The organism is Marinobacter sp. PE14 (assembly GCF_053566155.1).
This window is the reverse complement of sequence record NZ_JBQXNY010000002.1, coordinates 297,822-319,055: the sequence shown is the minus strand read 5'-3', so window position 1 is coordinate 319,055 and position 21,234 is coordinate 297,822. Positions and strand designations below refer to the sequence as shown.

Annotated in this window: 21 protein-coding genes; 8 read left to right on the top strand and 13 right to left on the bottom strand. The window is 58.9% G+C overall.

The window, feature by feature from the left end; translation table 11 throughout:
• Nucleotides 1-150: 150 nt before the first annotated feature.
• From ACWJ62_RS07395 to ACWJ62_RS07380, 4 genes are read right to left on the bottom strand one after another with little or no spacing between them, the layout of a single operon-like run.
• Nucleotides 151-867: an energy transducer TonB gene (locus ACWJ62_RS07395; protein ID WP_449285598.1), complete on the bottom strand. Its 717-nt coding sequence runs from the start codon at nt 865-867 to the stop codon at nt 151-153.
• The gene (locus tag ACWJ62_RS07390) at nt 864-1,274 is read right to left on the bottom strand and encodes an ExbD/TolR family protein (protein WP_449285597.1); all 411 of its coding nucleotides are present in this window, start codon (nt 1,272-1,274) and stop codon (nt 864-866) included. Before ACWJ62_RS07390 ends, ACWJ62_RS07395 begins: the two co-directional genes overlap by 4 nt.
• Nucleotides 1,271-1,666 (bottom strand): ExbD/TolR family protein, encoded by a 396-nt coding sequence (locus ACWJ62_RS07385; protein WP_449285596.1) that lies wholly within the window; start codon nt 1,664-1,666, stop codon nt 1,271-1,273. The genes ACWJ62_RS07390 and ACWJ62_RS07385 overlap by 4 nt, the downstream gene beginning before the upstream one ends.
• A complete protein-coding gene (locus ACWJ62_RS07380; RefSeq protein WP_449285595.1) occupies nt 1,653-2,441 on the bottom strand; it encodes a MotA/TolQ/ExbB proton channel family protein in 789 nt (262 codons plus the stop codon). The genes ACWJ62_RS07385 and ACWJ62_RS07380 overlap by 14 nt, the downstream gene beginning before the upstream one ends.
• Before the next feature lie 186 nt (nt 2,442-2,627).
• Here ACWJ62_RS07380 and ACWJ62_RS07375 point away from each other — a divergent pair, with 186 nt between their 5' ends.
• Entirely contained in the window at nt 2,628-4,976 is a 2,349-nt protein-coding gene (locus ACWJ62_RS07375) for a sensor domain-containing diguanylate cyclase (protein ID WP_449285594.1), read from the top strand.
• Here ACWJ62_RS07375 and ACWJ62_RS07370 read toward each other — a convergent pair.
• Entirely contained in the window at nt 4,959-5,729 is a 771-nt protein-coding gene (locus tag ACWJ62_RS07370; protein WP_449285593.1) for a sulfite exporter TauE/SafE family protein, read from the bottom strand. The two genes, ACWJ62_RS07375 and ACWJ62_RS07370, sit on opposite strands and share 18 nt — an antisense overlap.
• Nucleotides 5,708-6,847, bottom strand: a complete 1,140-nt coding sequence (locus tag ACWJ62_RS07365) for a hypothetical protein (RefSeq protein WP_449285592.1) — start codon at nt 6,845-6,847, stop codon at nt 5,708-5,710. Before ACWJ62_RS07365 ends, ACWJ62_RS07370 begins: the two co-directional genes overlap by 22 nt.
• A gap of 52 nt (nt 6,848-6,899) precedes the next feature.
• Between ACWJ62_RS07365 and ACWJ62_RS07360 the strand changes: the two genes are divergently transcribed.
• Nucleotides 6,900-8,387 carry an amidase gene (locus tag ACWJ62_RS07360; protein ID WP_449285591.1) on the top strand — a complete coding sequence of 496 codons (1,488 nt, stop codon included), beginning with the start codon at nt 6,900-6,902 and terminating at the stop codon, nt 8,385-8,387.
• 131 nt (nt 8,388-8,518) lie between these two features.
• A complete protein-coding gene (locus ACWJ62_RS07355; RefSeq protein WP_449285590.1) occupies nt 8,519-9,136 on the top strand; it encodes a hypothetical protein in 618 nt (205 codons plus the stop codon).
• Nucleotides 9,137-9,153: 17 nt separating this feature from the next.
• Here ACWJ62_RS07355 and ACWJ62_RS07350 read toward each other — a convergent pair whose 3' ends face one another.
• The 4 genes from ACWJ62_RS07350 to ACWJ62_RS07335 are packed head-to-tail and all read right to left on the bottom strand — an operon-like array spanning nt 9,154 to nt 13,210.
• Nucleotides 9,154-10,284 carry a HupE/UreJ family protein gene (locus ACWJ62_RS07350; RefSeq protein WP_449285589.1) on the bottom strand — a complete coding sequence of 377 codons (1,131 nt, stop codon included), beginning with the start codon at nt 10,282-10,284 and terminating at the stop codon, nt 9,154-9,156.
• Nucleotides 10,281-11,519, bottom strand: a complete 1,239-nt coding sequence (locus ACWJ62_RS07345; RefSeq protein WP_449285588.1) for a tetratricopeptide repeat protein — start codon at nt 11,517-11,519, stop codon at nt 10,281-10,283. Before ACWJ62_RS07345 ends, ACWJ62_RS07350 begins: the two co-directional genes overlap by 4 nt.
• Entirely contained in the window at nt 11,476-11,712 is a 237-nt protein-coding gene (locus ACWJ62_RS07340) for a hypothetical protein (RefSeq protein WP_449285587.1), read from the bottom strand. The genes ACWJ62_RS07345 and ACWJ62_RS07340 overlap by 44 nt, the downstream gene beginning before the upstream one ends.
• 13 nt (nt 11,713-11,725) lie before the next feature.
• Nucleotides 11,726-13,210: a DUF4331 domain-containing protein gene (locus tag ACWJ62_RS07335; RefSeq protein WP_449285586.1), complete on the bottom strand. Its 1,485-nt coding sequence runs from the start codon at nt 13,208-13,210 to the stop codon at nt 11,726-11,728.
• A 154-nt stretch (nt 13,211-13,364) separates the two neighbouring features.
• Here ACWJ62_RS07335 and ACWJ62_RS07330 point away from each other — a divergent pair, with 154 nt between their 5' ends.
• Together ACWJ62_RS07330 and ACWJ62_RS07325 are read left to right on the top strand one after the other, a co-directional pair.
• Nucleotides 13,365-13,922, top strand: a complete 558-nt coding sequence (locus tag ACWJ62_RS07330) for a sigma-70 family RNA polymerase sigma factor (protein WP_449285585.1) — start codon at nt 13,365-13,367, stop codon at nt 13,920-13,922.
• A complete protein-coding gene (locus ACWJ62_RS07325; RefSeq protein ID WP_449285584.1) occupies nt 13,919-14,620 on the top strand; it encodes an anti-sigma factor in 702 nt (233 codons plus the stop codon). Before ACWJ62_RS07330 ends, ACWJ62_RS07325 begins: the two co-directional genes overlap by 4 nt.
• 7 nt (nt 14,621-14,627) lie before the next feature.
• On the opposite strand, the gene ACWJ62_RS07320 is transcribed toward ACWJ62_RS07325, so the two are convergent.
• Complete coding sequence (locus ACWJ62_RS07320; RefSeq protein WP_449285583.1) at nt 14,628-16,049, bottom strand: HDOD domain-containing protein; 1,422 nt, start codon at nt 16,047-16,049, stop codon at nt 14,628-14,630.
• A 210-nt stretch (nt 16,050-16,259) separates the two neighbouring features.
• On the opposite strand from ACWJ62_RS07320, the gene ACWJ62_RS07315 reads away from it, so the two are divergent.
• From ACWJ62_RS07315 to ACWJ62_RS07305, 3 genes are all read left to right on the top strand, one after another.
• A complete protein-coding gene (locus ACWJ62_RS07315) occupies nt 16,260-17,267 on the top strand; it encodes a methionine ABC transporter ATP-binding protein (RefSeq protein ID WP_449285582.1) in 1,008 nt (335 codons plus the stop codon).
• Entirely contained in the window at nt 17,267-17,932 is a 666-nt protein-coding gene (locus ACWJ62_RS07310) for a methionine ABC transporter permease (RefSeq protein WP_008176989.1), read from the top strand. Before ACWJ62_RS07315 ends, ACWJ62_RS07310 begins: the two co-directional genes overlap by 1 nt.
• Before the next feature lie 188 nt (nt 17,933-18,120).
• Nucleotides 18,121-18,903, top strand: coding sequence for a MetQ/NlpA family ABC transporter substrate-binding protein (locus ACWJ62_RS07305; protein ID WP_449285581.1), 783 nt, complete (start codon nt 18,121-18,123; stop codon nt 18,901-18,903).
• 112 nt (nt 18,904-19,015) lie between these two features.
• Here ACWJ62_RS07305 and ACWJ62_RS07300 read toward each other — a convergent pair whose 3' ends face one another.
• Both ACWJ62_RS07300 and ACWJ62_RS07295 read right to left on the bottom strand, forming a co-directional pair.
• Complete coding sequence (locus tag ACWJ62_RS07300; RefSeq protein WP_449285580.1) at nt 19,016-19,669, bottom strand: peroxiredoxin; 654 nt, start codon at nt 19,667-19,669, stop codon at nt 19,016-19,018.
• A gap of 122 nt (nt 19,670-19,791) precedes the next feature.
• The gene (locus ACWJ62_RS07295; protein WP_449285579.1) at nt 19,792-21,153 is read right to left on the bottom strand and encodes an alanine/glycine:cation symporter family protein; all 1,362 of its coding nucleotides are present in this window, start codon (nt 21,151-21,153) and stop codon (nt 19,792-19,794) included.
• Nucleotides 21,154-21,234: the final 81 nt, after the last annotated feature.

The window sequence follows — 21,234 nt, the reverse complement described above, 5'->3', positions numbered from 1 at the left end:
GATTTCAAAAAAACATCGTTAAATCAGCAGGGTAAATTATTGGAAGTGGATTCGCCTGGCTTGGAGGGAAGATGCGACTTCTGATATCACGCACCCGATCGGTGCGTGATAGTTGACGGTTGCTGCAACCTGGCGCAGCCCAAGCGGGGCTCAGCGAAGGCGAAAGCGCACGGGCAGCGCGTAGCGGAATTTATGTCCTGCAATCGCTTCCGGTACGGATGGCAGAGGCGCCGCCTGTTCCAACATGGCCAGCGCCGACTCGTCCAGGAGCTGGTGTCCAGAGCTGGTTCTCAGGCTGTGGGCCACCAGGGATCCGTCCCTTTGAAACTCGAACACAATCACGGGTGTGCCCTCCTGGCCAAGCCGTCTCGCCCTGCGCGGATATTCATAATATCGGGCAAGGTGGCGACTGAGTTTGGAAAGGTAATTATCCACGTCTGATTTAACGCCAGCGTTCTGCAGTGGAACGGTCGCCTGTGACTGCTCCTCTGTTGCAGTCTCTGCCGGATCACCGCTCGGTGTTTCCGCTTCCGTGACCTCTTCGGCGACCTCTGGTTCGGGCGTTGGTTCCGTTACCGGCTCTGGCTCTGGCTCAGGTTCAGGTTCAGGTTCAGGTTCTGGCTCAGGTTCTGGCTCAGGTTCCGGTTCGGGGTCCGGTTTTGGCTCTGGTTTTGGCGCAGGGTCGGGTTTCGGCGCGGGTTCGCCGGCCAGCTTGATTCGGATGGCCGGCGCTGTGTTGACCGCGGATTCGCCCAGGGTGTTGAGTTCCACCGTCTCTTCGGGAGAGGCGATCGCCAGGGCGACGAAGGTCGACACCGTTGCGAGCAGCAGAAGCGCCCACCGGAATGGCGGCTGTTGCGGCATCATTGGCCGGGCTCCGTCAACAGCAGAATATCCTGATACCCGGCCTTTTCCAGCAAGCGGAAGAGTGTTTCCAGATTTGCCATGGTGATGCTCTCGGCAGCGGCGATTTTCAGGGGCTGTTGGTCATCCGGTTCCGGCAGCCTGGCAACCAGGGATTCCTTGTTGAGCAGCTGACCGTCAACCTTCCACTCTCCGCTGGCGCTGACAATCATGTCTGCATGTGGCGACTGCCGGTCTTCGGCCTGCCGGGTGGCGGGCAGTTCTGGTAGCGGGTCATCGGCAAGCTGGCCGGCAACGATGAAAAACATCAACAGCAGGAACACCAGGTTGATCAACGGCAGAAGTGCATCTTCCACGCGTTCCATCAAGGTTTTGCCGGAAGTGAAAGGAGGTGGAACCAGATCGCTCATGGTGTCGTTGCGTTTGTCCGCTTCCAGTGAGTGTCGATGCCGCTGTCAGCCAAAGCGCTCAGGGCCCTGGTGAAAGCTCCCAGAGGTGTGTCATCTGCTGTCGCCAGGTTTACTTCGGTGATACCGGCTTCAGGAAGTTCGGCTACCAGCCGGTCCAGGGCTACCGTCTGGCCTTGCCACTTTACGTCGCCGTTGGCCGTCACCGTCAGCTCCGGCAGCGGCTCTCCGGTGACCGGGCTGCGGCTCGATGTGTTATTGGCCAGCTCCAGGTAGTCCACGGGCAATAACCGGGTGGTCAGCATAAAGAACACCAGGAGTATGAAGACGACGTCGATCAATGGCGTGATCCGAATAGGGATCGGCCGGCTCGGTCTGGGTTCAACCAGTTGCATGGGCGAAACGCTGACCCCGGGCACTTGTATAACGGTCGGACTCTTCGGATGTTGCTTCTGCCCTTAAGGGACTTTCGGGCGATTGGCAGTCCGCTTCCGCGGTTTCCGGCATCTGCTCCGGCGCGGTATGCAGAATCGAAACCAGCGTGCTGTTGATAGTCTTGTGGATGCGACGCAAGCGGAACTCGATCCACGCAGCCAGAGCGGCAAAGGGTATGGCCACAACCAGACCGGCGGCTGTGGTGGTCAGGGCTTCGTAAATTCCGCCACTGAGCTGGGTGGCATTCGCTCGGCCTTCGGACGCCGCCATGGCACTGAAAGCCTCCATCATGCCCAGTACGGTCCCCAGCAGGCCAAGCAGCGGCGCGAGTGCTGCAATGACTTCGATTATCTTCAGTGGTGCCTCGAACGGCTCCAATGAATGCTGCGCATCCCGGGCGGCGGTTTCCCGGATCTTGCGGTCGTCCTCGCCGTTGTGTATCGCCTCAATCGTATCGGTGACAAGGTTCTGCAGCGGGTTTAACCGGCTCCATCGGCCTGCCTGATATCTGATTTCGGAAGGCCGCACGGAAGCCGGGTTGCTCTGCCAGTCCATTACGGTTTTTTTAAGACGGCCCGACAAGCGCGGCGCATAGAGGGCGCCAAGAAGCATCAAATAGACAAAAGTGACGAGCCCGATGACAGCAAGTGCTACGAGCACAACCATCACAGGGCCGCCCATATCAACAAGTTGGGTGAGCGGGCCAGTGTTCAGGGGCAGGGTGAGGTCCGTCATTGGAAAAGGTGCTCGTTGTGCGAAAATGGACCTAAATAATAACGATTATCATTAATTTTGCAAGTACGTAATCTGACATTGAATGCCCCTCTGTTAGACTTGAAGCACTGGTCCAGAGAACAGAAAACATAAGATTGGAGGGAAGGTCATTACGGGTCGTCGAAACCGTCCGGGAGTGAGGATGCTGTGCTGATCAAACAATGGTTCGGCAGTCTGGTGAATCGGGCCGTTGCCCTCGTGGTGGTCGCGATCATCCTCTCGGCCTTGCTGGTAACCGTGGCCGGCTTTCTGCTGAGCCGGTCGGAGCTGGAGCAGCAGGCCCGGGACCAGGTGGAGACGATTGCCACCCTGATTGCGGGCGAGCTGGACGACAAACTCGCCCTGCGGCTTGAAGCCCTCAACCATGTGGCCCAGAACCTGACCATGTCCAGCGATGTGCTGAACGCACGTGCCCGTGTTCTGATACGGCGGCAGACCGCCCTTGAACATCTGTTCGATGCTGTCTACCTGATGGATGAGAACGGGCTGGTGGTTGCCGAGCACCCGGAGGAGTACCGCCAGTCCGGGCTGGATGTCAGTAATCGCGAATATTTCCGCCGGGTCTCCTCCACTCTCACGCCGGTGATCAGCGAGCCCTACCTATCCAATTACCAGGAAAAGCCGGCCATCATGGTCGCTGCGCCGATCTTCGACCACCGCCAACGGTTCATCGGTGTCATCGGCGGTGCCATCGCTCTGGATGGCAACAACTTCCTGGACCAGTTTATCAATATCCAGATTGGCACCACCGGCTATCTTGGTGTCGCTACCCGGAGCGGGTTTGTGGTGGTCAATCAGCGGGATGACAGGGCCATGTCACCGGTTCGGGTTGCTAATCCGGTGCTCCGGGAAGCCATGGAGGGCTTTGAGGGCACGGTGGACACCCGCAACAGCAGTGGTGAAAAGACTATTATGTCGGTTCAGCAACTGACCCAGGTTCCCTGGTTTGTGTCGGCGTCCTGGCCGGCTCGCGAGGCCCTGGCCCCGATTACCCGCACTGTGGATGCTTTCGTCTGGATTCTGCTGGCGGTGATCCTGTTGATCGCGCCTCTTGCCCTCTGGCGCTTCCGGCGATTGATGGCGCCGCTCAAAACACTGGGCAAGCAGATTCGCGAGCGCCACCTTGGTATGCGCTCCGATCCGGTGGACGTCGCCGGAGGCAAGGAAATCCGCCAGGTTGCAGAGATTTTTAATACGGTAACTGATGAACGGGACGAGGTTCTGGTATCTCTCGCTGAAAGAGAGGCGTTTTTCCGTTCCCTCACGCAAAGTGCGCCCATCGGCATCGTCCAGACCGATGTTCTGGGCCGAATCGAATTTGCCAACCCGGCTTTTGAGGCCATCGTTGGCCATCCGGCGGAGCAACTCACCTACAGTTATCTGGCCAGTCGAGTGCACGAGAACGATCGACTGGAGGCGATTGCCGGCTGGAAGAATGCGATCAGGAACCAGAGCGTTTTCCTGGGCCGGTTGAGACTGCAATCACCCGCTCCGGATCGGGTGATCTGGGGTGATGTGATGACGGCCGCAATCCAGACGCCGGAAAAGTCCCTCGGTACCATCACGGTCGTCCGGGATATCACCCATGAGCTGGAGGTGGAAGAGGCACTCAGGACAGAGCAGCAGCGCGCAGAGACGATACTTGGCGTACTCCAGGAGGGGGTTCTCATGGTAGACGTTGCGGGTGTTATTCGTTTTGCCAACGATGCCGCATGTCGTCTTCTGGGTACTGAGGGTGAATGCGTGCTCAGGAACTTCTTCCAGCTGGTCACCATTGAAACGGAAGAATGCGAACTGACGGCGGAGCAGTTCCTGTCCGGTGAGGACCTGGACAGCGTTTATGTAACGCTCCGCAATTCGCGGTGTGTTCCCTTCCCCATTGATCTGACCATGCTGCATATTCGTCAGGGCCGCGAGGATGAACGCCTGGTGTTTGTGCTGCGGGACGACAGCGACCGGCGCCGACAGGAGGAGCGGCTGTCCTGGGAAGCGACCCACGACAGCCTCACCCAGTTGCTGAACCGGCGCGCGTTCAACGCCTCGCTGGTTCGGAGCCTGGGTGAGGCCGGTCGCCAGGAAGCCCGTTCGGTACTGATGCTGATTGATCTCGACTATTTCAAACCGGTGAACGATGAAGGCGGTCACCTGCTTGGTGACGATCTGCTCAAACGGCTGGCAGATCTGTTCAAGGACGCGGTTCGCCAATCCGACACCGTGGCCAGACTGGGCGGAGATGAGTTCGGCATCATTTTGCCTGCCTGCGGCATGACCCGGGCCGAGGCGCTGGCGGAACGAATCCGCGCCGATGTCGAGGCGCTTCGCATTGAACATGACGGCCGGTCATTCGGTGTAACCACGAGTATTGGCCTGACAGAACTGACACCCGAGGACAGCGGCCCCAGAGAGGTTATGGCCCGGGCGGATGAGGGTAGCTATATCGCCAAATCCCGGGGTCGTAACAGGGTTGTTGTGGTTCCTTCACCACCAGCCGGCTGAGAGACTGGCCTGCCAGAGCAGGCGAATCGCAAGCGCGGTCAGCACGATATTGAAGATCAACGTGAACTTGCTGTTGCTCAGGGAGCGGAGCACATGGAGGCCCAGCCAGGTGCCGGCGAAGCCGCAGCCAATCATGGCAAGGATGAACGGCAGCCACTCAAAGAACATGAACCCGGCGGCTCCGAACACCAGTGCCTTGGGTGCATGTTGGAGCGTCATGGCGGTGGCAAAGGTGGCCACGGTTTTGAACCGGTCGGTGTGAATCTGCTTGATGAATGCGGCAACCAGAGGCCCGGTGGCGCCCACGAACAGACTGATAAAACTGGTCAGTGCCGATGCCAGAAACACGCCGGGGGCGCCGAATGCACCCTTGGGCAACGCCGGCCCCCAGCACAGGTAGAGAACGAACAGCGCGATGGTCAGCTGCCAGATGTGGGCGGGAAGATTCACCAGTAGCCAGGCCCCCAGCGCCGCCCCTACGATCACGCCGGGCAGGAATGCGGCAATCACCCGCCAGTCTATGTGGCGCCACGTTAGAGCCGCTCGGCCAACGTTCGAGCCCAACTGGATCATTCCGTGCACAGGGATAATGGCCGCCGGTGGCATCCAGCTGGCCATCAAGACCAGCAGCAGAACGCCGCCACCGGCGCCGAGGCTGGCGGTGATCATCGAGGTGATGGTGGAGCTGGCAAGCAGGAAAACGGCGACTGGAAGGCTCAGGCTTTCGGGTATCAGTTGGTTGAGTACTTCCATTCACAGAATTCCGTTGATTTCAGTTTGGCCGTGCGACACAGGGCCTCGGTTGCCAGTTGAACGTCGGCCACATAATAGAGCGAGGCAAGGCCGAGGCGGTCCCGCCCCAGGTTGTGAAAAATCAGGCCGAAAGCAATATCACCGGCCGTGAAACGTTCATGGTTGGCGGCAAAATACTCTGCTGGCTGCGCCAGTACCGGATCGTCCAGCAGCGCCTGCACCCGTCCGGCGCCGCCATGATACGCCTGAACCAGCAGGAGGGTGAATAATCGGTCCCTTTTGGCCTCAGGCAAATGGCCGAAACGTTGCTGGAAAACCGGTGCCAGATTGCGGGCGTTCTGGTTCATCAGGCGCAGGGCGCAGTCTATCTGTGCCAGCCGGTGCCAGAAATTGTCCGGGGCAATCTCGCAGTCGGACAGGGCGGCCGGCGACAGCTGAAGGATTCCCCTGGCGTTGGCCCGGGAGTGGGCCCTGGCCTGGGCTCCGCTTTCAATGAGGATCTGGCCGGCCAGGTATCGGGGCAAGGCTTGCGGCAAGGTAAGGCGATTCTGGTTGCTGCGGTGGTTGTAGACGTACATAAGCGCGTCATGCAGGCTTTCCGGCGCACCACTGGTGGCAAAGATGAGGTCGTCCCAGGCGCCCCAGATCCGGTCCGCAGGCAGGGTGCCAAGATAGCGGGCAACGGCTTCGTCCACGTTAACATGAGGTTGATCGCAGGAAAGGGCGAACGGGTAACCGGTCTGGCCCGTCTCGCCAGGCACCCAGTCTTCCACCTTGTTACTCTCATACAGTGATTGTCGCGTGGCATTCAGCAGGCGCTGGGTTGCCTCACGGTCATCACCGTCACTGATCCAGGCCAGAAACCGGCCGCGCATGTCATAGAGAACATGTCGATCAGCACTGGAACAATAGCCGGATTCCTTGAGCACCCAGCGCCTTATGGTGAGGATGTTCTCGAAGACCCCCTGACTGACCCAGTAGGGTGAAGACCGGACAACACGGGTCCACTGGCTGCTCTCGCCGGAGTCAGCTGGGGCCTCCTGCGCGCTCGCAGCGACCGATGCCGTCAGGATGAAAATCACGGCAAGCTGGCGTAAGCTCTTGAGAAATCTGATCATAGACGTTATACCCGTGACCTTCCTCGAATCAGAATAACAAATGGAACCTGCCATGAAGCAATCCGAGTACCTCCGTTACGACGCAACCGCTCTCGCTGATCTTATTCGCCGCGGCGAAGTTACTCCCGGGGAAGTATGCGAGGCGGCGGTGGAGCGGGCAACCCGCGTAAACGGCCAGCTCAATGCGATCTGTTATCCCCAGTTCTCCGAAGCGCCAGCCCAACGCTTTTCCGAGCAGGGCATTTTTGCGGGCGTCCCCTTGCTACTCAAAGACCTTGCCCAGGAACAGGCAGACCATCCGTGCACCTACGGAAGCCGGGGTATGACGAAGAATATAGCTTCTCAGGACTCGGCGTTTGTTCGCCGGGCCCGGGATGGTGGTCTGGTATTCCTGGGGCGCACCGCCACGCCCGAGTTTGGTCTGAAAGCGGTTACCGAATCCGAGCTCTGGGGGCCTACCCGTAACCCCTGGAACACGCAGCTCACCCCCGGCGGCTCCAGTGGTGGCTCTGGCGCGGCGGTGGCAGCGGGCATCGTGCCAATGGCGGGCGCCAACGATGGTGGCGGCTCTATCCGTATTCCTGCCGCCTACAACGGGTTGTTCGGACTGAAACCCTCCCGTGGACGGATTTCTTCGGGGCCATTCATGGGCGAAGCCTGGACAGGCGCCTCTACCGATCATGTGGTCAGCCGAACGGTCAGAGACAGTGCCGCGATGCTGGATGTGCTCAGTGGTCCGGCACCGGGCGATCCCTTTGTGATTCCGCAGCCGCCAGCGCCTTACGCTGAACTGGTGCAGCGGTCCCCCGGCAGTCTGACAATCGGTGTGTTTACCTCGTCGCCCTATAACACTGAGGTGGCCCCCGAGTGCGTTGCTGCCGTCGAGGAAACCGCCCGGGTTCTCGAGAGTCTCGGTCACAGGGTTGAATACGCGGCGCCGGAGTTCGATGGCATGGCCCTGGCCCGATGTTATCTGGGACTGTACTTTGGCGAAGTGTCTGCCCTGATGGCGAAGGCGAAGGAACAATTCGGTGCCGCCGACAGTGATTTCGAGCTGGATACCCGGTTAATTGGCATGCTGGGAAACACCATGCCGCTCTCCGATTACGTTCGCCGGCGCCAGCAGTGGAACGAATTTGCCCGGGCCCTTGGCGTGTTCTTCGGACGTTACGATCTTTATCTGAGCCCCACTACCGGGCAGTTGCCTGCCGTTATCGGGGAGCTGGAAACGCCTGCCCATCTCAAGTTCGCCGCCCGCCTGATGCTGAAACTCAATGCCGGTAAACTGGTGCATCGTACCGGCCAGGTGGACCAGATGGCGCTGGAAAGCCTGGCCCGAACCCCCTTCACCCAATTAGCCAATCTCACCGGAACGCCGGCCATGTCAGTGCCTATGCACTGGACCGCCGAAGGTTTGCCGGTGGGTGTGCAATTTGGCGGTCCCCACGGCGCCGAGGCGATCCTGCTGCAGCTGGCGGGGCAGTTGGAAGAGGCGGACCCCTGGTTCGGCAACTACGAAAGGCTTGAGGATGCGTTCTGATTAATACGGGGGTTGTGATCCGGCAGGTCAAACTCCACGTTTATCTTTGTGGCCGGAACAGGCTATGCTGTTAGTCAGGAAGACTCCTTCTTCCTGAACGACCCTGATGGCATCGAGGAGGCGAGCGTATTATGAACCAACCGATGGCAATCGACGAACTGGTATCAGTAGCACAGGCCGAGGCCATGGGGGAATTAGACGCCCCGATGATGGCCATCGTTCTGTCCAGCGAACAAAGCTACGACTTGCCCATCAATTCCCTTGAAACCGATGCCGACAAGGCCCGCTGGGGTTTGATCCTCCGCGCTGCCCGCGAGCATGTGGAAGCGGATGCCGTGGCCGTGCTCTATCCGGCCTGGACCACCATCCGTCACAAGAAACCAGAGGTGGAGGCCGAAGCGGCTCCCGACACCCTTGCGGAGGAATCTGAAGGCTCTGACGATTCAGACGGACCTATAGACACCCTGTTCGTGCAGCTGCACACCAGGGACCATGTTTACTGGCGGGGTTTTGAACAGATTCGGGACCCCAAACACCAGCGCATCATCGGCTTCCGCCGCATCAAGGCGCTGTCCACCGATTACACGCGGGACGAAGCGCCCTCCGTTGCCTCCTGGCTGAGCACCCTGTTCGAGCCGCTGCCGGAAGAAGGTGAAGAAACCACCGTGGATCGCGAGCTGGCCGACCTGCTGGAAGAGCCGGAAGTCAGTGCCGCACTGTACCCGCGCCAGATGCGGGCCCTGCACTAAGGTGATTCAGCGCGCGCTCAGAACAGGGGCGCGCGCTGGACAACCCAGTACAAGCTGACCGCGCCGATGCCCGCCAGCAACACTGGCACAGCGGCCTGCCGGTAAACTTGGCTTTTGCCCAGGTAGTACAGTATCGGAAATGCCAGCACCAGCAGAGCCAGTTGCCCCAGCTCCACACCCAAGTTGAAACCTGCCAGCGCTACCGCCAATCCGGATACACCACTGGTGAGATCACCGAGGACACTGGCAAAGCCGAAACCGTGCACCAGACCGAATCCGAACGCGAGCTTCCAGGTTTTGTGCCCGAGAATCGGCCAGGCCACGTTCAATGCTGCCAATCCGATAGAAAGCGCGATAACCGTTTCCACCCAAGCGATGGGGAGTGAAACGATATCGAGGGCGGCCAGCGCCAGCGTGATGGAGTGCGCCCCGGTAAAGGCCGTGATAATGCCGGCCAGTTCAAGGAGGCGGCCCCGTAATGCTCGTGACTGGCCGCTGGGTGCCGGGTTTTTGGCAGTGGACAGCGTTGCCGGAATGACCAGAACTAGAAGAAACAGGATGTGGTCCAGGCCGATCAGCAGGTGGATAACGCCCTCGTAAACGAAGGTGGTAAACACACCTAAATAGCCCGGGGTGTCCTTACCTGCCAAATCCAGTGTTCGGGAATCGGGCCCCAGAACAGCCAGACGTGTCTTACCATCATGGTCAAGGCTCACCAGGCCACGGTGCAGTGCATCCTGTTCAAACAGTAGGTTGTACTCCAGGGCTCTCGGCGGCTCACCATCGGGGCACTGTATAGCGTAACGGGCGGCGGAATAGAATCCGTCACTGTGCTCGCTGATGCCCCATTTATTGCCGGCCAGATCGCAGTTGCCACTGCTGTTCGAAAAGGTCAGGGCAGATTCCACGGTTCGCGTGATCTCTGGTCTTGCCTGTCGCAGTTCCTGACCTGATACCTCGCGATCGCCGTTGCTATCAATGCTTGTCATCAGAGCGAGGTCACGTAGTGCAACATCGATTCGAAGCTCGGTCGGGCCGCTGTCCAGGTACAGAAAGCTGTCGCTTGCCTTGTGGCCCGCAGCCATCCCACTGGCTGTTAACAGCCCCACCGTAAGCAAAGCGAGCCAGATTCTTCGTGTGACCGTCATTGTTTGAACTCCGGATAGCGGGCATCGCTCTGCCCCTGCTCTTTGAGCCAGTCCCTGACACGCTGGTATTGGACTTTCTTGTCTGCGGCGAGGGCCGATCTCAGTAACAGTCGTGTGTCCAGCGGCTCCCTCTGACTCTCCCAGTTTTCCGTCGCGAGTCTCAGCGCCTCTTCCGTCTGGTTTTCTACATCCAGCTGGAATCGGGCAACATCCCTGGCATGCAATAAATCGCCTCGCCAGCGGGCCTCTTCAAACCGTTGCCGTAAACGACTGTTCAGTTCGTTACCGCCGGGGTGGCCCATGCGCTCCATTGCGATGGCCCGAATTACGGCGAGTGTGTCAACGACCTCGAACCCCCGGGTAAGCGTCAAAACCTGCTCGAAATGGCCTTTCCCAAGATGCCAATCCGCGAGCTGGGCGCGGACATAAAGGTCGTCCGGTGTTGCCTTCACTACTCTTTGCCAATGCACTTTGGCCTCAGGCAATCCCGCCTGGGCCGCGATGTCACCGAGAGTGCCCTCGGTCCAGAGTCGACTGGTGGAATCCGCAGGCTGGCGGTTTATCGACTCGGCGAGTTGTGACGCAAGATTCCGATAGGCTGTTTCAGGGTCGGCTGTCCTGGCCTGCACGGAAGCCAGGCAGCTCTGGGCTATCAGGCCCGGATAGGCAGACTTAAGTGCCTGGCAATGCCGCTCAGCCTCCTTGTAACGACCTTGAACCAGCTCAAGGTTGGCCAGGGTCAGGCGAGACTGGATACGTTGTTGCCTGTCCGAAGAGTTTGAAATTACCCGTTCAAGATCGGTGCGTGCAGAATCGAATTGATGCAGGCTCTGGTGCAAAGTCGCCCGGAGGACCCGCAGACGGTCAGTCATCTGTTCTTCCGGCCAGCGATTGACCAGTGTCTGGGCATACCCCAGGTATCTCGGGTCGCCACTGGCTCTGGCCTGTGTGATCAGTATTTGCAGCCGGTCCCCGGCCTTCTCGGGTGAGTCCGTCTCCCGGAAGACCTCGGCAGCAGAGCGGGGTGATTCGGTCAGTATCTGATCATCCCCGAAGTCGGTGATAATTGGATCAGGCGCTGCCTGCGCCTGAAAGGGCGCGAATGTGGCGACCAGCCAAAAAATCCTGCCCCGAAGGGCAGGCAAGGTAAAAGCCGGCCCCGGAAAACGGGAAAACCGGCCACGTGGAGTTTTATTGAAGCAGATCATCGTAGGCCTGCGGGTTAGTCTGGTCATTGAAACTCAGGTCGACCCCGTTGACGTTCGCCGGCTCGGCGTCGTCGCTTGTCCGGGCGAACTGGGTTTTAACAAACTCCGTGAAATCGACGGTTGGAGCCGGCGCCTCCGCCCGGCTGTTCGACCCGTCGAAGCAGCCGGCCATGAATAGCGCCATCGCGCCGATCGCCGTGAGCTTTGTGAATAATTTCATAGCCACCTCCGGGTTATTCGTTGGGTGAACCGGCGATGGGTGTCGCCAGGTAAGGGAACGACTCATAGTCAGCGGACAAGCTGGTAGGATCCGCTGCAAGCTGAACGCCGTCTGTGTACCCGAGGCTGCCATCAGGCGCATCGGTGGGGTCTGCCAGTACACCCATGGCGACGCGAAGCGCAATGTCGACGGTGTCATCGTAGGGCCGGCGGCCATTCGGGAAGCCGGCATTGTCACCTGCCAGCACACCGAGATCGCTCTGACTTCCCAGAGGAGTAGGTGCCACGGCGGGTGTCAGTCGCAGCATCTCGGAGGCGGTAACGCCTACGGGCATATTGACGCCGGGTACGCCGGTCAGGAAGGCCGTGACCAGGTCGTTGCGCGGAAAGTTGTTCGGCGCGGTCACGGGGAACAGCACTTCCAGAAGCTCTGGCAGTGTCGGGTGAGTCACATAGGTGGCGAACTGGCCATCATCCTTGGGTTCGCTGGCGTTGAAACGGTCTTTGTCCTTGAGGCCGATAACCACTTCGTTAACCAGCGGCATGCCCAGCCGGGAAACCTGGGTGTAGGCTCCGCCTTCAACCGTTGCGCCGCGACTTTCGCTACTGGGCGCCGGGTTGATAATCCGTGCCTGACGAACGCTCGCCGTTGTCCAGGCACCGATGACCGGCTGGCCGTTGGAATTCATGGCGGTGCCAGTCAGGCACTCTGTGGGCACTTCCAGGGCAAAGGAGGTCACGTTTTTGTCTGCAAGATCCCCCGGACCCTCACCATCCCGGGCTCCGAGGGGGTTGGTGTTAACCAGGTCAAAAATTTCACCCAGGTTTACCGCAAATGCCTCCTGACGTTGCCCGACGAAAACACGGCCATTCGTGCCGCATCCGGGAACAGAGATATCAAACACATGCTGGTTCGCGTAACCGGCATAATCACCGAATGACTTTGCTCCGATGTTGTCCAGCGGTTTCTCGAAGGTTTCGGTCCCCGTGTTCACGTTGGTCGCGGTTTGCACGGCACCTGTCCGGCGATCGCCCGTAATAACATCCACGGTGTAGGTTTGGCGCAACTGAACGTTGCCGGCGTCAGTCGCGTCGCCGATATTTTTCAGGGGCGCGGAAACCATACGCTGGTCGCCATCCGGGCCGACTGGCAGTTGAATGTCGTTCAGGTTGTCTTTCAGCTGGAACCGGAATGTCAGATCCTCGACGGCATCGCCATTGTTATCGACGTGAATCTCATAGATGGCATCGTCATCCAGATCGAAATAGTTGGGGCCGCCGTAGGCATCCTGCAGGGGCAGGTAATTGGCAATCAGGGTGACGAAATCGGCCCTGCCGGTTTCATAGCTCCGGAACATGTAGAAGTCGGTACCGTCCACCTTTGGAACTTCCGTGATGAAGGGTGCTTCACGGTGGCTTGAGGCCTGGGCAAGACCGGTAGCAAGGCAAGTTCCGGCAACGGCGATTGCGAGGCCGGACCGTTTGATCATTGTTTTCATCTCGCTTTCCTCTCTGTTTGAGTGCGTCGGAGGAAGAAACGGACGGGGTAATCGAAAAGTTGCACCCGTCAGAAAAAAAATCTTTTCCGATCGGCGCAACTTCCGCTTTCGTGGAGCCGTACCTTGGGCATTAATCATAAAAACGAGGGTGTTTATGGCTTCTGTCGAGTTAGATCAGGACGAGTTGATGCGCCTGTTGCGTTCAGTGGCGAGGAAGGATCGACAAGCGTTTCAACAACTCTACGGCCAGGTGGCGGCAAGAATGTTCGGTCTGTGCATCAAACTGGCGAGCCATCGCGAGTTGGCGGAAGAAGCGATGCAGGAGAGCTTTATCCAGATCTGGCATCACGCAGGCGAATACCACTGCGATCGGGGCGCACCGCTGGCCTGGATGATGACCATTGCCCGGTACCGGACTCTTGATCTGATGCGCGCCCGGAAAGTGCGGCAGACGGCCGGTGATGAGCACCTTGAACAGGTTGAGGACAAGCGCGGTGGACCTCTGGATGATTCGTTGCGTACCTCCGGCTCGGCCCAGCTGACAGGTTGCATTGAGGAGCTCAGCGATGTCCAGCGGGACAGCATTCTGCTCGCCTATTACCGGGGCTTCACTCATGATGAACTGTCGGAAACCCTGAACTCGCCGGTCGGAACAGTGAAGAGCTGGATCCGAAGGGGACTCATGGCGCTGAAGAGGTGTCTTGAACGATGAGAAAATCACCCGAACGAGTAGAGATTCTTGCTGCGGAATATGTTCTTGGGTCTCTCAAAGGCCGCGCCCGCCTCCGCTTTGAAGGCTGGATGATGGAGTCAGGCCGCGTCCGACAGGAGGTGTGGTTCTGGGAGCAGCAGCTGGGGGCGTTGTCGACGGCAGCACCGGCGCAAGCGCCACCACCCCGGGTGTGGTCAGACATTCAGAGGCGGCTGTGGCCAGAACAGGCCATGGCGATCGCCCCGGCCTCATCGAAAGCTGGTTGGTTCTGGCCAGGCTGGAGTCTTATGGCAACCGCGGCGGCGTTTCTTTTCGCGGTTCTGTTGCTCCAGCAGCCGTCTCCTGGTGTGGAACGGCCCGTGTTGGCAGGGGCGATCGTGAAGGCAGATACCGACGATCCGCTTTGGCTGCTGAGTGAAACCGGTCGCGGCAACCTGCTGAAGTTGCGCTCAGTTGCAGCAGGCTCTGCAGAGTCAGGCAAGGATTATGAGCTCTGGGTTGTGCCGGAGGATGGTGAACCTTTGTCTCTCGGGGTCCTCCCGGCGGGTGAAACTCACGAGGTGGCGCTGTCGGATGAAGCCCAGAGTTCCCTTACCCGCAGCCGGACCCTTGCGATCAGTCTTGAACCCGAGGGTGGTTCGCCGACAGGGGCACCAACCGGGCCGATTCTGCACGTCACCAAGCTCTACGAGCTCTGAACGAGCGTTAATGAGTAGAGATCAGGGTCAGGCAAAGCTGGGCGTTCTGAATAAAGTGGCCGAACGCAGATAACTGCTCTTTTGAGGGCATGTAGGCGCCGGCTGCATTGTCTGCATAGAACAAGCCGATCAGCCGGCCGTTTGCCTTTACGGGACCAATCAGCGCCGGGACTTTGCCGAGCCATCGATCATAGGGAACGCCTTCGGAGTTTGATTTGGGCTCGTAGATGCTGCAGTGGGCATGGGGTAGAAGTGCGCCCAATGGCCCGGTGCCATCCTTGCGGATGACGAAGTGCTGACGCCATTCTTCGGTGCCACGGCCTCCGAGCTTTCGGGGCACCAGTTCATCTCCGGTTCGGTTACTCATCAGCAGAGCGACACGCTGCATACCAATAGCCCTTTGAATACCCTCAATCACCAGCTGACATACTTCGTTGATGTCGGGTTTCTCCGCCAGGCAATGGCTCAATTCACGCAGGATTTCCAGTTGAAGTTCCGGGTCCATTTCCGGAGCCTTCGCCCCGCTGTCGCCGGGTTTGCCTTCGGCGCCCGGCATCATGGCGGTTACCTGGGGGATGCCAAGGGAGACCGCCACGCGAGTCGCCTCCGTGGCGTTCACCTTGAGCTGGTCGCGAACCACGGCCGGGCTCTCGCCAATGTCCTTGCCGAGGCGTTCGAGTACCTTATCCATTTCCGGACCGCTCCAGCCCTGTTCCGACAGCCGGGCCATTTCCACGGAATTACGGACCAGACTTGAGGCCATTGAGTTGGCCTGCCCCGGCGAGACGACATCCTTGATAAATGGTCCCAGGGACCAGGCATCCACGAGGCCGCGGGTAATTTCGGTAAAGGTTGAGTGCAGCACGGCCTTTTGCGCCTCTACCGGGTGCTCTTCAAGGCGCAGGCGTTCTTCCAGTTCCGCGGCGTGGTCGGTTTCACAGGACCAGAAAGCCAATTCACCAATATTCATTAGCAACGCACCGATAAACACCTCCTCAAGGGCCGTCTCATTTCGCTTGGGCATCAGGCACCTGGCCTGAACCGCAGCGTGAATCGCCCGGGCCAGACAGCGTAATAGATGAGGACGGTCGTTGCGCTTCAACAGCGTGTCGACAATCAGGGAGGAGATGGCCATGGACTTCACGGCATCGAAGCCAATCAGCGTAATGGCGCGGCTGACGGTGCTGACCTGGGTACGGGTCTGGTTGTAAAAGACGGTATTGGACAGTCGCAGAACCTGGGAGGTGAGCTGGGCATCGTTGAGAATCACATTGGCCAACTCGTTGACTGTGCTGTTCTGGCTGTCTGTCAGCTCGCTGATGCGTCGCAGCGTATTGGCCAGTACCGGCAGCTCGACTTTGCTGAGATAAGTGACCCATGCCTGGGTGGAGTTCATCCGTGAGGGCGTTTGCTGTTTTTCAATGGTCACGTTTGGGCATCTCTGGGTGGTGCGGCTCTCGCAACTGACGGAAATTAAGGTTCTTCTGACATCCAAGTTTAGTTCAGGGCTGTGGCGGATGTCAGGTAACCGTTTGTGTAGGGATATCTACCCACACTGAGAATCATTCCGGAATTCGGGTTTGACGACCGTATGGGCTATAATCGCCGGTTTTAACGCTGCACCCACAAGGCGCTGACCGTGATTGTATTTGACCAGGTACAGAAGTCGTATCAGGTAGGCGGCCGGGCGATCCCCGCGCTTCACCCCACCGATATGACCATTGAAACCGGCGAGGTGTTCGGCATCGTAGGCCATTCCGGCGCCGGTAAATCGACGCTGGTGCGTCTGATCAACCTGCTGGAACCACCCACTGGTGGCCGTATTCTGATCGACGGCGAGAACATCACCGACTACGACGCTGCCGAGCTTCGCGCCTTTCGCCGCAAAGTGGGAATGATCTTCCAGCACTTCAACCTGCTGTCGTCGAAAACCGTGGCGGACAACATTGCCTTCCCGATGAAGCTGGCAGGCATCTACTCGAAGGCCGAGATCCGGGATCGGGTTCAAGAACTGCTGGCTAGGGTCACCCTCACAGACCACGCCAACAAATATCCGTCGCAGCTATCCGGCGGGCAGAAGCAGCGAGTGGGCATCGCCCGGGCCCTGGCCTGCCGGCCCACTATCCTGCTGTGCGACGAAGCCACCAGCGCCCTCGACCCGCAAACGACCCAGTCGGTGCTCAAGCTGCTGGCTGACATCAACCGCGAACTGGGCCTGACCATCGTCCTGATCACCCATGAAATGGACGTGGTGCGCCGGGTCTGCGACCGCGTGGCCGTGATGGACGCTGGTGAAGTTGTTGAAATGGGCCCGGTCAGCGAAGTGTTCCTGCATCCGAAACACCCGACCACACGGGACTTCGTGTTCGAGAGCGAGAGCATTGACCGGGACGAACTCCAGGAAGACCTGAACAAGGCCAACGGCCGGATCCTCCGCCTGACCTTCAAGGGCGAATCCACCTACAAGCCACTACTGGGCAGCGTTGCCCGGGAATCCGGCGTGGATTTCAGCATTCTTTCCGGGCGAATCGACCACATCAAGGACACGCCCTACGGTCAGTTGACCCTGTCACTGGTGGGCGGTGACCTGGAGGTGGCCATGCAGGCGCTCAAAGCCGCCGACGTTCACGTGGAGGTGCTGCGCTGATGGAAGACCTGTTAAGCAATGTAGACTGGACCGAAATCGGTTGGGCCAGCTGGGATACCCTGGTGATGGTGGGCATGTCCCTGCTGTTCAGCGTGCTTATTGGCCTGCCGATTGGTGTCCTGCTGTTCCTCTTCGGCAAACGCCAGCTGCTGGAACAGCCGGTGGCCTATGCGGTGCTGTCGTTCGTGGTGAACGTGCTCCGTTCGGTGCCGTTCATCATCCTGCTGATCGTAATGATCCCCTTCACCGTAATGCTGATCGGCACGTCCCTGGGCGTGGCCGGAGCAATCCCGCCGCTGGTGGCTGGCGGCGCGCCGTTCTTTGCACGGTTGGTAGAAACCTCCCTCAGGGAAGTGGACAGAGGCATCATCGAAGCCACACAGGCCATGGGCGCGAGCGTTAAACAGATCATCTTCGGTGCTCTGTTACCGGAAGCGCTTCCGGGCATCATCGCCGGCATTACTGTTACTGCAATAACGCTGGTGTCCTACGCGGCCATGTCCGGCGTTATTGGTGGCGGTGGCTTGGGCGACCTTGCCATCCGCTTCGGCTATCAACGATTCCAGACCGACGTAATGGTCATAACAGTCGCCCTACTGGTGATTTTCGTCCAAGTCCTTCAGATGGTCGGCGACCGTCTGGTTTTGTATTTCAGCAGAAAGTAGAAAGCTGGATATAGGCTGGCGGGCGGTCTGAAACCCCTTCCGAAAACATGGAGCGCCAGGGATGGCGCGACCGAGCCCTACATGGACGTATTCACGGGCGTTTTTCGGAAGGGGTTTCAGACTGACCACCGGCCATACTCCATAGCTGAGTCCAATTTATTCAAAGCGTTTAACAGGAGAACTGACCTATGAATTTGAAGAAAACATTTGTGGCACTGGCTGCCGCAGCCATTTTCTCCGGCGCCGTGGCTGCCGAAGAGCTCTCCGTAGCCGCTACACCGGTTCCCCACGCAGAGATCCTGGAATTCGTGAAGCCGCAGCTGGCGGAGCAGGGTGTGGAGCTGGACGTGAAAGTATTCACCGATTACATCCAGCCCAACATTCAGGTGGACCAGAAGCGGATGGACGCCAACTTTTTCCAGCACCAGCCGTACCTCGACGAGTTTAACGATGGCCGCGGTACCAACCTGGTAACCGTGACCGGCGTTCACGTTGAGCCGTTTGGCGCCTACTCCAGCAAGATTGATTCGCTGGACGAGCTGAAAGAAGGTGCGGTGGTTGCCATTCCGAACGACCCCACCAACGGTGGCCGTGCGCTGCTGCTCCTGCAGAAGGCTGGCGTGATCACCCTGAAGGACGAGAGCAAGATCACTGCGACACCCCGTGATATTGCCGATAACCCGAAAAACCTGGACTTCAAGGAACTGGAAGCAGCCACCCTGCCCCGTATCCTGAACCAGGTAGACCTGGCGCTGATCAATACCAATTATGCACTGGAAGCCGGTTTGAATCCGTCTGAAGACGCGCTGGTGATTGAGGGCTCCGAGTCACCCTACGTGAACATCCTGGTGGCCCGTCCGGACAACAAGGACAGCGAAGCCATGCAGAAACTGGCTGCGGCGCTGAAGTCTGATGCGGTTCGCGACTTCATCATGGAAAAGTATGAGGGTGCCGTTGTTCCGGCATTCTGATAGTTGAAGTACTGGGGTCAGATGAAAGCGTTTATCTGACCCCACTTTCACAAAAAAGGCCGGACAGCTGCTTAAGCTGCCCGGCCTTTTTATTTGGATTGGAGGCTGGTGATCAGTCACCGCTCCAGTTGGCTTTCGGGTCCGGTGTCATCCGCAGGTAGGATTTCACAGCCTTGTAGCCTTTCGGGAAGCGTTGCTTGATTTCTTCCTCGTCCTGCAGGGACGGAACGATAACCACGTCACCGCCACGCTCCCAGTTGCCCGGGGTCGCGACCTTGTGTTCATCGGTCAGTTGCAGCGAATCGATCACCCGCAGCACTTCGTTGAAGTTACGGCCAGTGCTGGCGGGATAAGTGATCATCAGCCGCACTTTCTTGTTCGGATCGATCACGAACAGGGAACGTACGGTCAGGCTGCTGTCGGCGTTGGGGTGAATCATGTCGTACAGCTCGGACACCTTGCGGTCGTGGTCCGCGATGATCGGGAAGTTTACCGCGCAGCCCTGGGTTTCGTTAATGTCCTTGATCCAGTCGTGGTGGGAATCGACCGGATCAACGCTCAGTGCGATCGCCTTGACGCTTCGCTTGGCGAATTCGTCCTTCAGCTTGGCGGTCAGACCCAGCTCAGTGGTGCAGACCGGGGTGAAATCCGCCGGATGCGAGAACAGCACGCCCCAGCTGTCGCCCAGCCAGTCGTAAAACGAAATCTTCCCTTCACTGGAGTCCTGTTCAAAATCAGGGGCGGTATCTCCGAGACGTAAAGTCATGTGTGCTCTCCTTTGATCATGTTAGTGGCAATTTCGTTTGTTATTCCAGCCCGAAAACGGCCGGGTTGTGTTCTGAGTGTATACGAGAAACATTGGTGCCAGATGAGGCAATTACAAGGGGCTCAGACCCCCAGCGCCTTCTCCTTCTCAAAATGTTCCCGGGTAAGCTTGAACACAACCGGGCTTAGCATAAGCAGGGCAATCAGGTTCGGCAGTGCCATCATGGCATTCAGGGTATCCGCCACCAGCCAGACGAAGCCCAGGTTCAGGGTGGCGCCCACGGGAATGGCCAGAATCCATGCCACCCGGTAAGGTACGATGGCCTTTACGCCAAACAGGAACTCGATGCAGCGCTCACCATAGAACGACCAACCCAGAATGGTGGTGAACGCAAAAACAGCGAGAGCAATGGCTACAAGATAGTTGCCAACGCCGGGCAGCGCCTCCTGGAATGCCATGGAAGTCAGTGCCGCCCCGGATTCTCCGGAGGTCCAGGTGCCGGAGGTGATGATCACCAGCCCGGTAATGGTGCAGATGATAATGGTATCAATGAAGGTGCCGAGCATGGCCACCATACCCTGATTGATCGGATTCCGGGTCTGTGCGGCGGCGTGGGCAATCGGCGCGGAGCCCAGACCGGCTTCATTGGAGAAGATGCCACGGGCCACCCCGAAGCGTATAGCTGCCCAGACTGCCGCACCGGCAAACCCACCCTCGGCGGCGATGGGGCTGAAGGCATGGTTGATCACCAGGGCAAAAGCGGCAGGAATGTCGGAGGCGTTGATAGCCAATACCACAAGCCCGGCGAGCAGATAGGAAACTGCCATCAACGGAACCAGGGCGCTGGCGACATGGCCAATCCTGCGGATACCGCCGATCAGGACCATACCCACCAGAACCATGAGAACCAGGCCGGTCAGCCAGTGCGGCAGCCCAAAGTTGGTCTCCATGACATCGGCAACCGAATTTGCCTGCACGGTATTTCCGATGCCGAAACCGGCGATGGCGGCAAAGACGGCAAACAGGACACCCAGCCAGGCCCATTTACGGCCCAGTCCATTGCGGATGTAGTACATGGGGCCACCGACGTGGTCGCCACGCTCGTCCACTTCCCGGTAACGCACGGCTAGCACCGCTTCGGAATACTTGGTAGCCATGCCCACCAGGGCCGTTAGCCACATCCAGAACAGCGCGCCGGGGCCGCCAAGGAAGACCGCAGTGGCAACACCGGCAATATTGCCGGTACCAACAGTGGCGGACAGTGCCGTCATCAGTGCCTGGAACGGCGGGATTTCACCTTCGGCTTCGGCACCGGCTGCGGTGCGGCCCTTCCACATGAGCCGGAAGCCCGCGCCCAGTTTCAGCACCGGCATCAGTTTGAGCCCGAGGCTGAGGAACAAACCGACGCCGAGAATGAGAACCAGCATGGGCGGCCCCCAGACCAGTCCGTTTATCTGCCCTACGAATTCAGAAATAGCTTCCATGGGATCTCCCTCTGTCTGCCATGGATTGGTTTGGATTTTTGACCCGGATTGGGTATAACCGGCTGAGTTTAGTCAGAAATT

Excerpts from the sequence above, each read along its gene's own strand:
- ACWJ62_RS07355 (WP_449285590.1), top strand. The coding sequence starts at position 8,519 with ATGAACCAACCGATGGCAATCGACGAACTGGTATCAGTAGCACAGGCC.
- ACWJ62_RS07325 (WP_449285584.1), top strand. The coding sequence starts at position 13,919 with ATGAGAAAATCACCCGAACGAGTAGAGATTCTTGCTGCGGAATATGTT.
- ACWJ62_RS07370 (WP_449285593.1), bottom strand. The coding sequence starts at position 5,729 with ATGGAAGTACTCAACCAACTGATACCCGAAAGCCTGAGCCTTCCAGTC.
- ACWJ62_RS07300 (WP_449285580.1), bottom strand. The coding sequence starts at position 19,669 with ATGACTTTACGTCTCGGAGATACCGCCCCTGATTTTGAACAGGACTCC.
- ACWJ62_RS07365 (WP_449285592.1), bottom strand. The coding sequence starts at position 6,847 with ATGATCAGATTTCTCAAGAGCTTACGCCAGCTTGCCGTGATTTTCATC.
- ACWJ62_RS07310 (WP_008176989.1), top strand. The coding sequence starts at position 17,267 with ATGGAAGACCTGTTAAGCAATGTAGACTGGACCGAAATCGGTTGGGCC.
- ACWJ62_RS07330 (WP_449285585.1), top strand. The coding sequence starts at position 13,365 with ATGGCTTCTGTCGAGTTAGATCAGGACGAGTTGATGCGCCTGTTGCGT.
- ACWJ62_RS07345 (WP_449285588.1), bottom strand. The coding sequence starts at position 11,519 with ATGACCAGACTAACCCGCAGGCCTACGATGATCTGCTTCAATAAAACT.
- ACWJ62_RS07340 (WP_449285587.1), bottom strand. The coding sequence starts at position 11,712 with ATGAAATTATTCACAAAGCTCACGGCGATCGGCGCGATGGCGCTATTC.
- ACWJ62_RS07295 (WP_449285579.1), bottom strand. The coding sequence starts at position 21,153 with ATGGAAGCTATTTCTGAATTCGTAGGGCAGATAAACGGACTGGTCTGG.
- ACWJ62_RS07350 (WP_449285589.1), bottom strand. The coding sequence starts at position 10,284 with ATGACGGTCACACGAAGAATCTGGCTCGCTTTGCTTACGGTGGGGCTG.
- ACWJ62_RS07390 (WP_449285597.1), bottom strand. The coding sequence starts at position 1,274 with ATGAGCGATCTGGTTCCACCTCCTTTCACTTCCGGCAAAACCTTGATG.
- ACWJ62_RS07305 (WP_449285581.1), top strand. The coding sequence starts at position 18,121 with ATGAATTTGAAGAAAACATTTGTGGCACTGGCTGCCGCAGCCATTTTC.
- ACWJ62_RS07385 (WP_449285596.1), bottom strand. The coding sequence starts at position 1,666 with ATGCAACTGGTTGAACCCAGACCGAGCCGGCCGATCCCTATTCGGATC.
- ACWJ62_RS07380 (WP_449285595.1), bottom strand. The coding sequence starts at position 2,441 with ATGACGGACCTCACCCTGCCCCTGAACACTGGCCCGCTCACCCAACTT.
- ACWJ62_RS07360 (WP_449285591.1), top strand. The coding sequence starts at position 6,900 with ATGAAGCAATCCGAGTACCTCCGTTACGACGCAACCGCTCTCGCTGAT.
- ACWJ62_RS07395 (WP_449285598.1), bottom strand. The coding sequence starts at position 867 with ATGATGCCGCAACAGCCGCCATTCCGGTGGGCGCTTCTGCTGCTCGCA.
- ACWJ62_RS07335 (WP_449285586.1), bottom strand. The coding sequence starts at position 13,210 with ATGAAAACAATGATCAAACGGTCCGGCCTCGCAATCGCCGTTGCCGGA.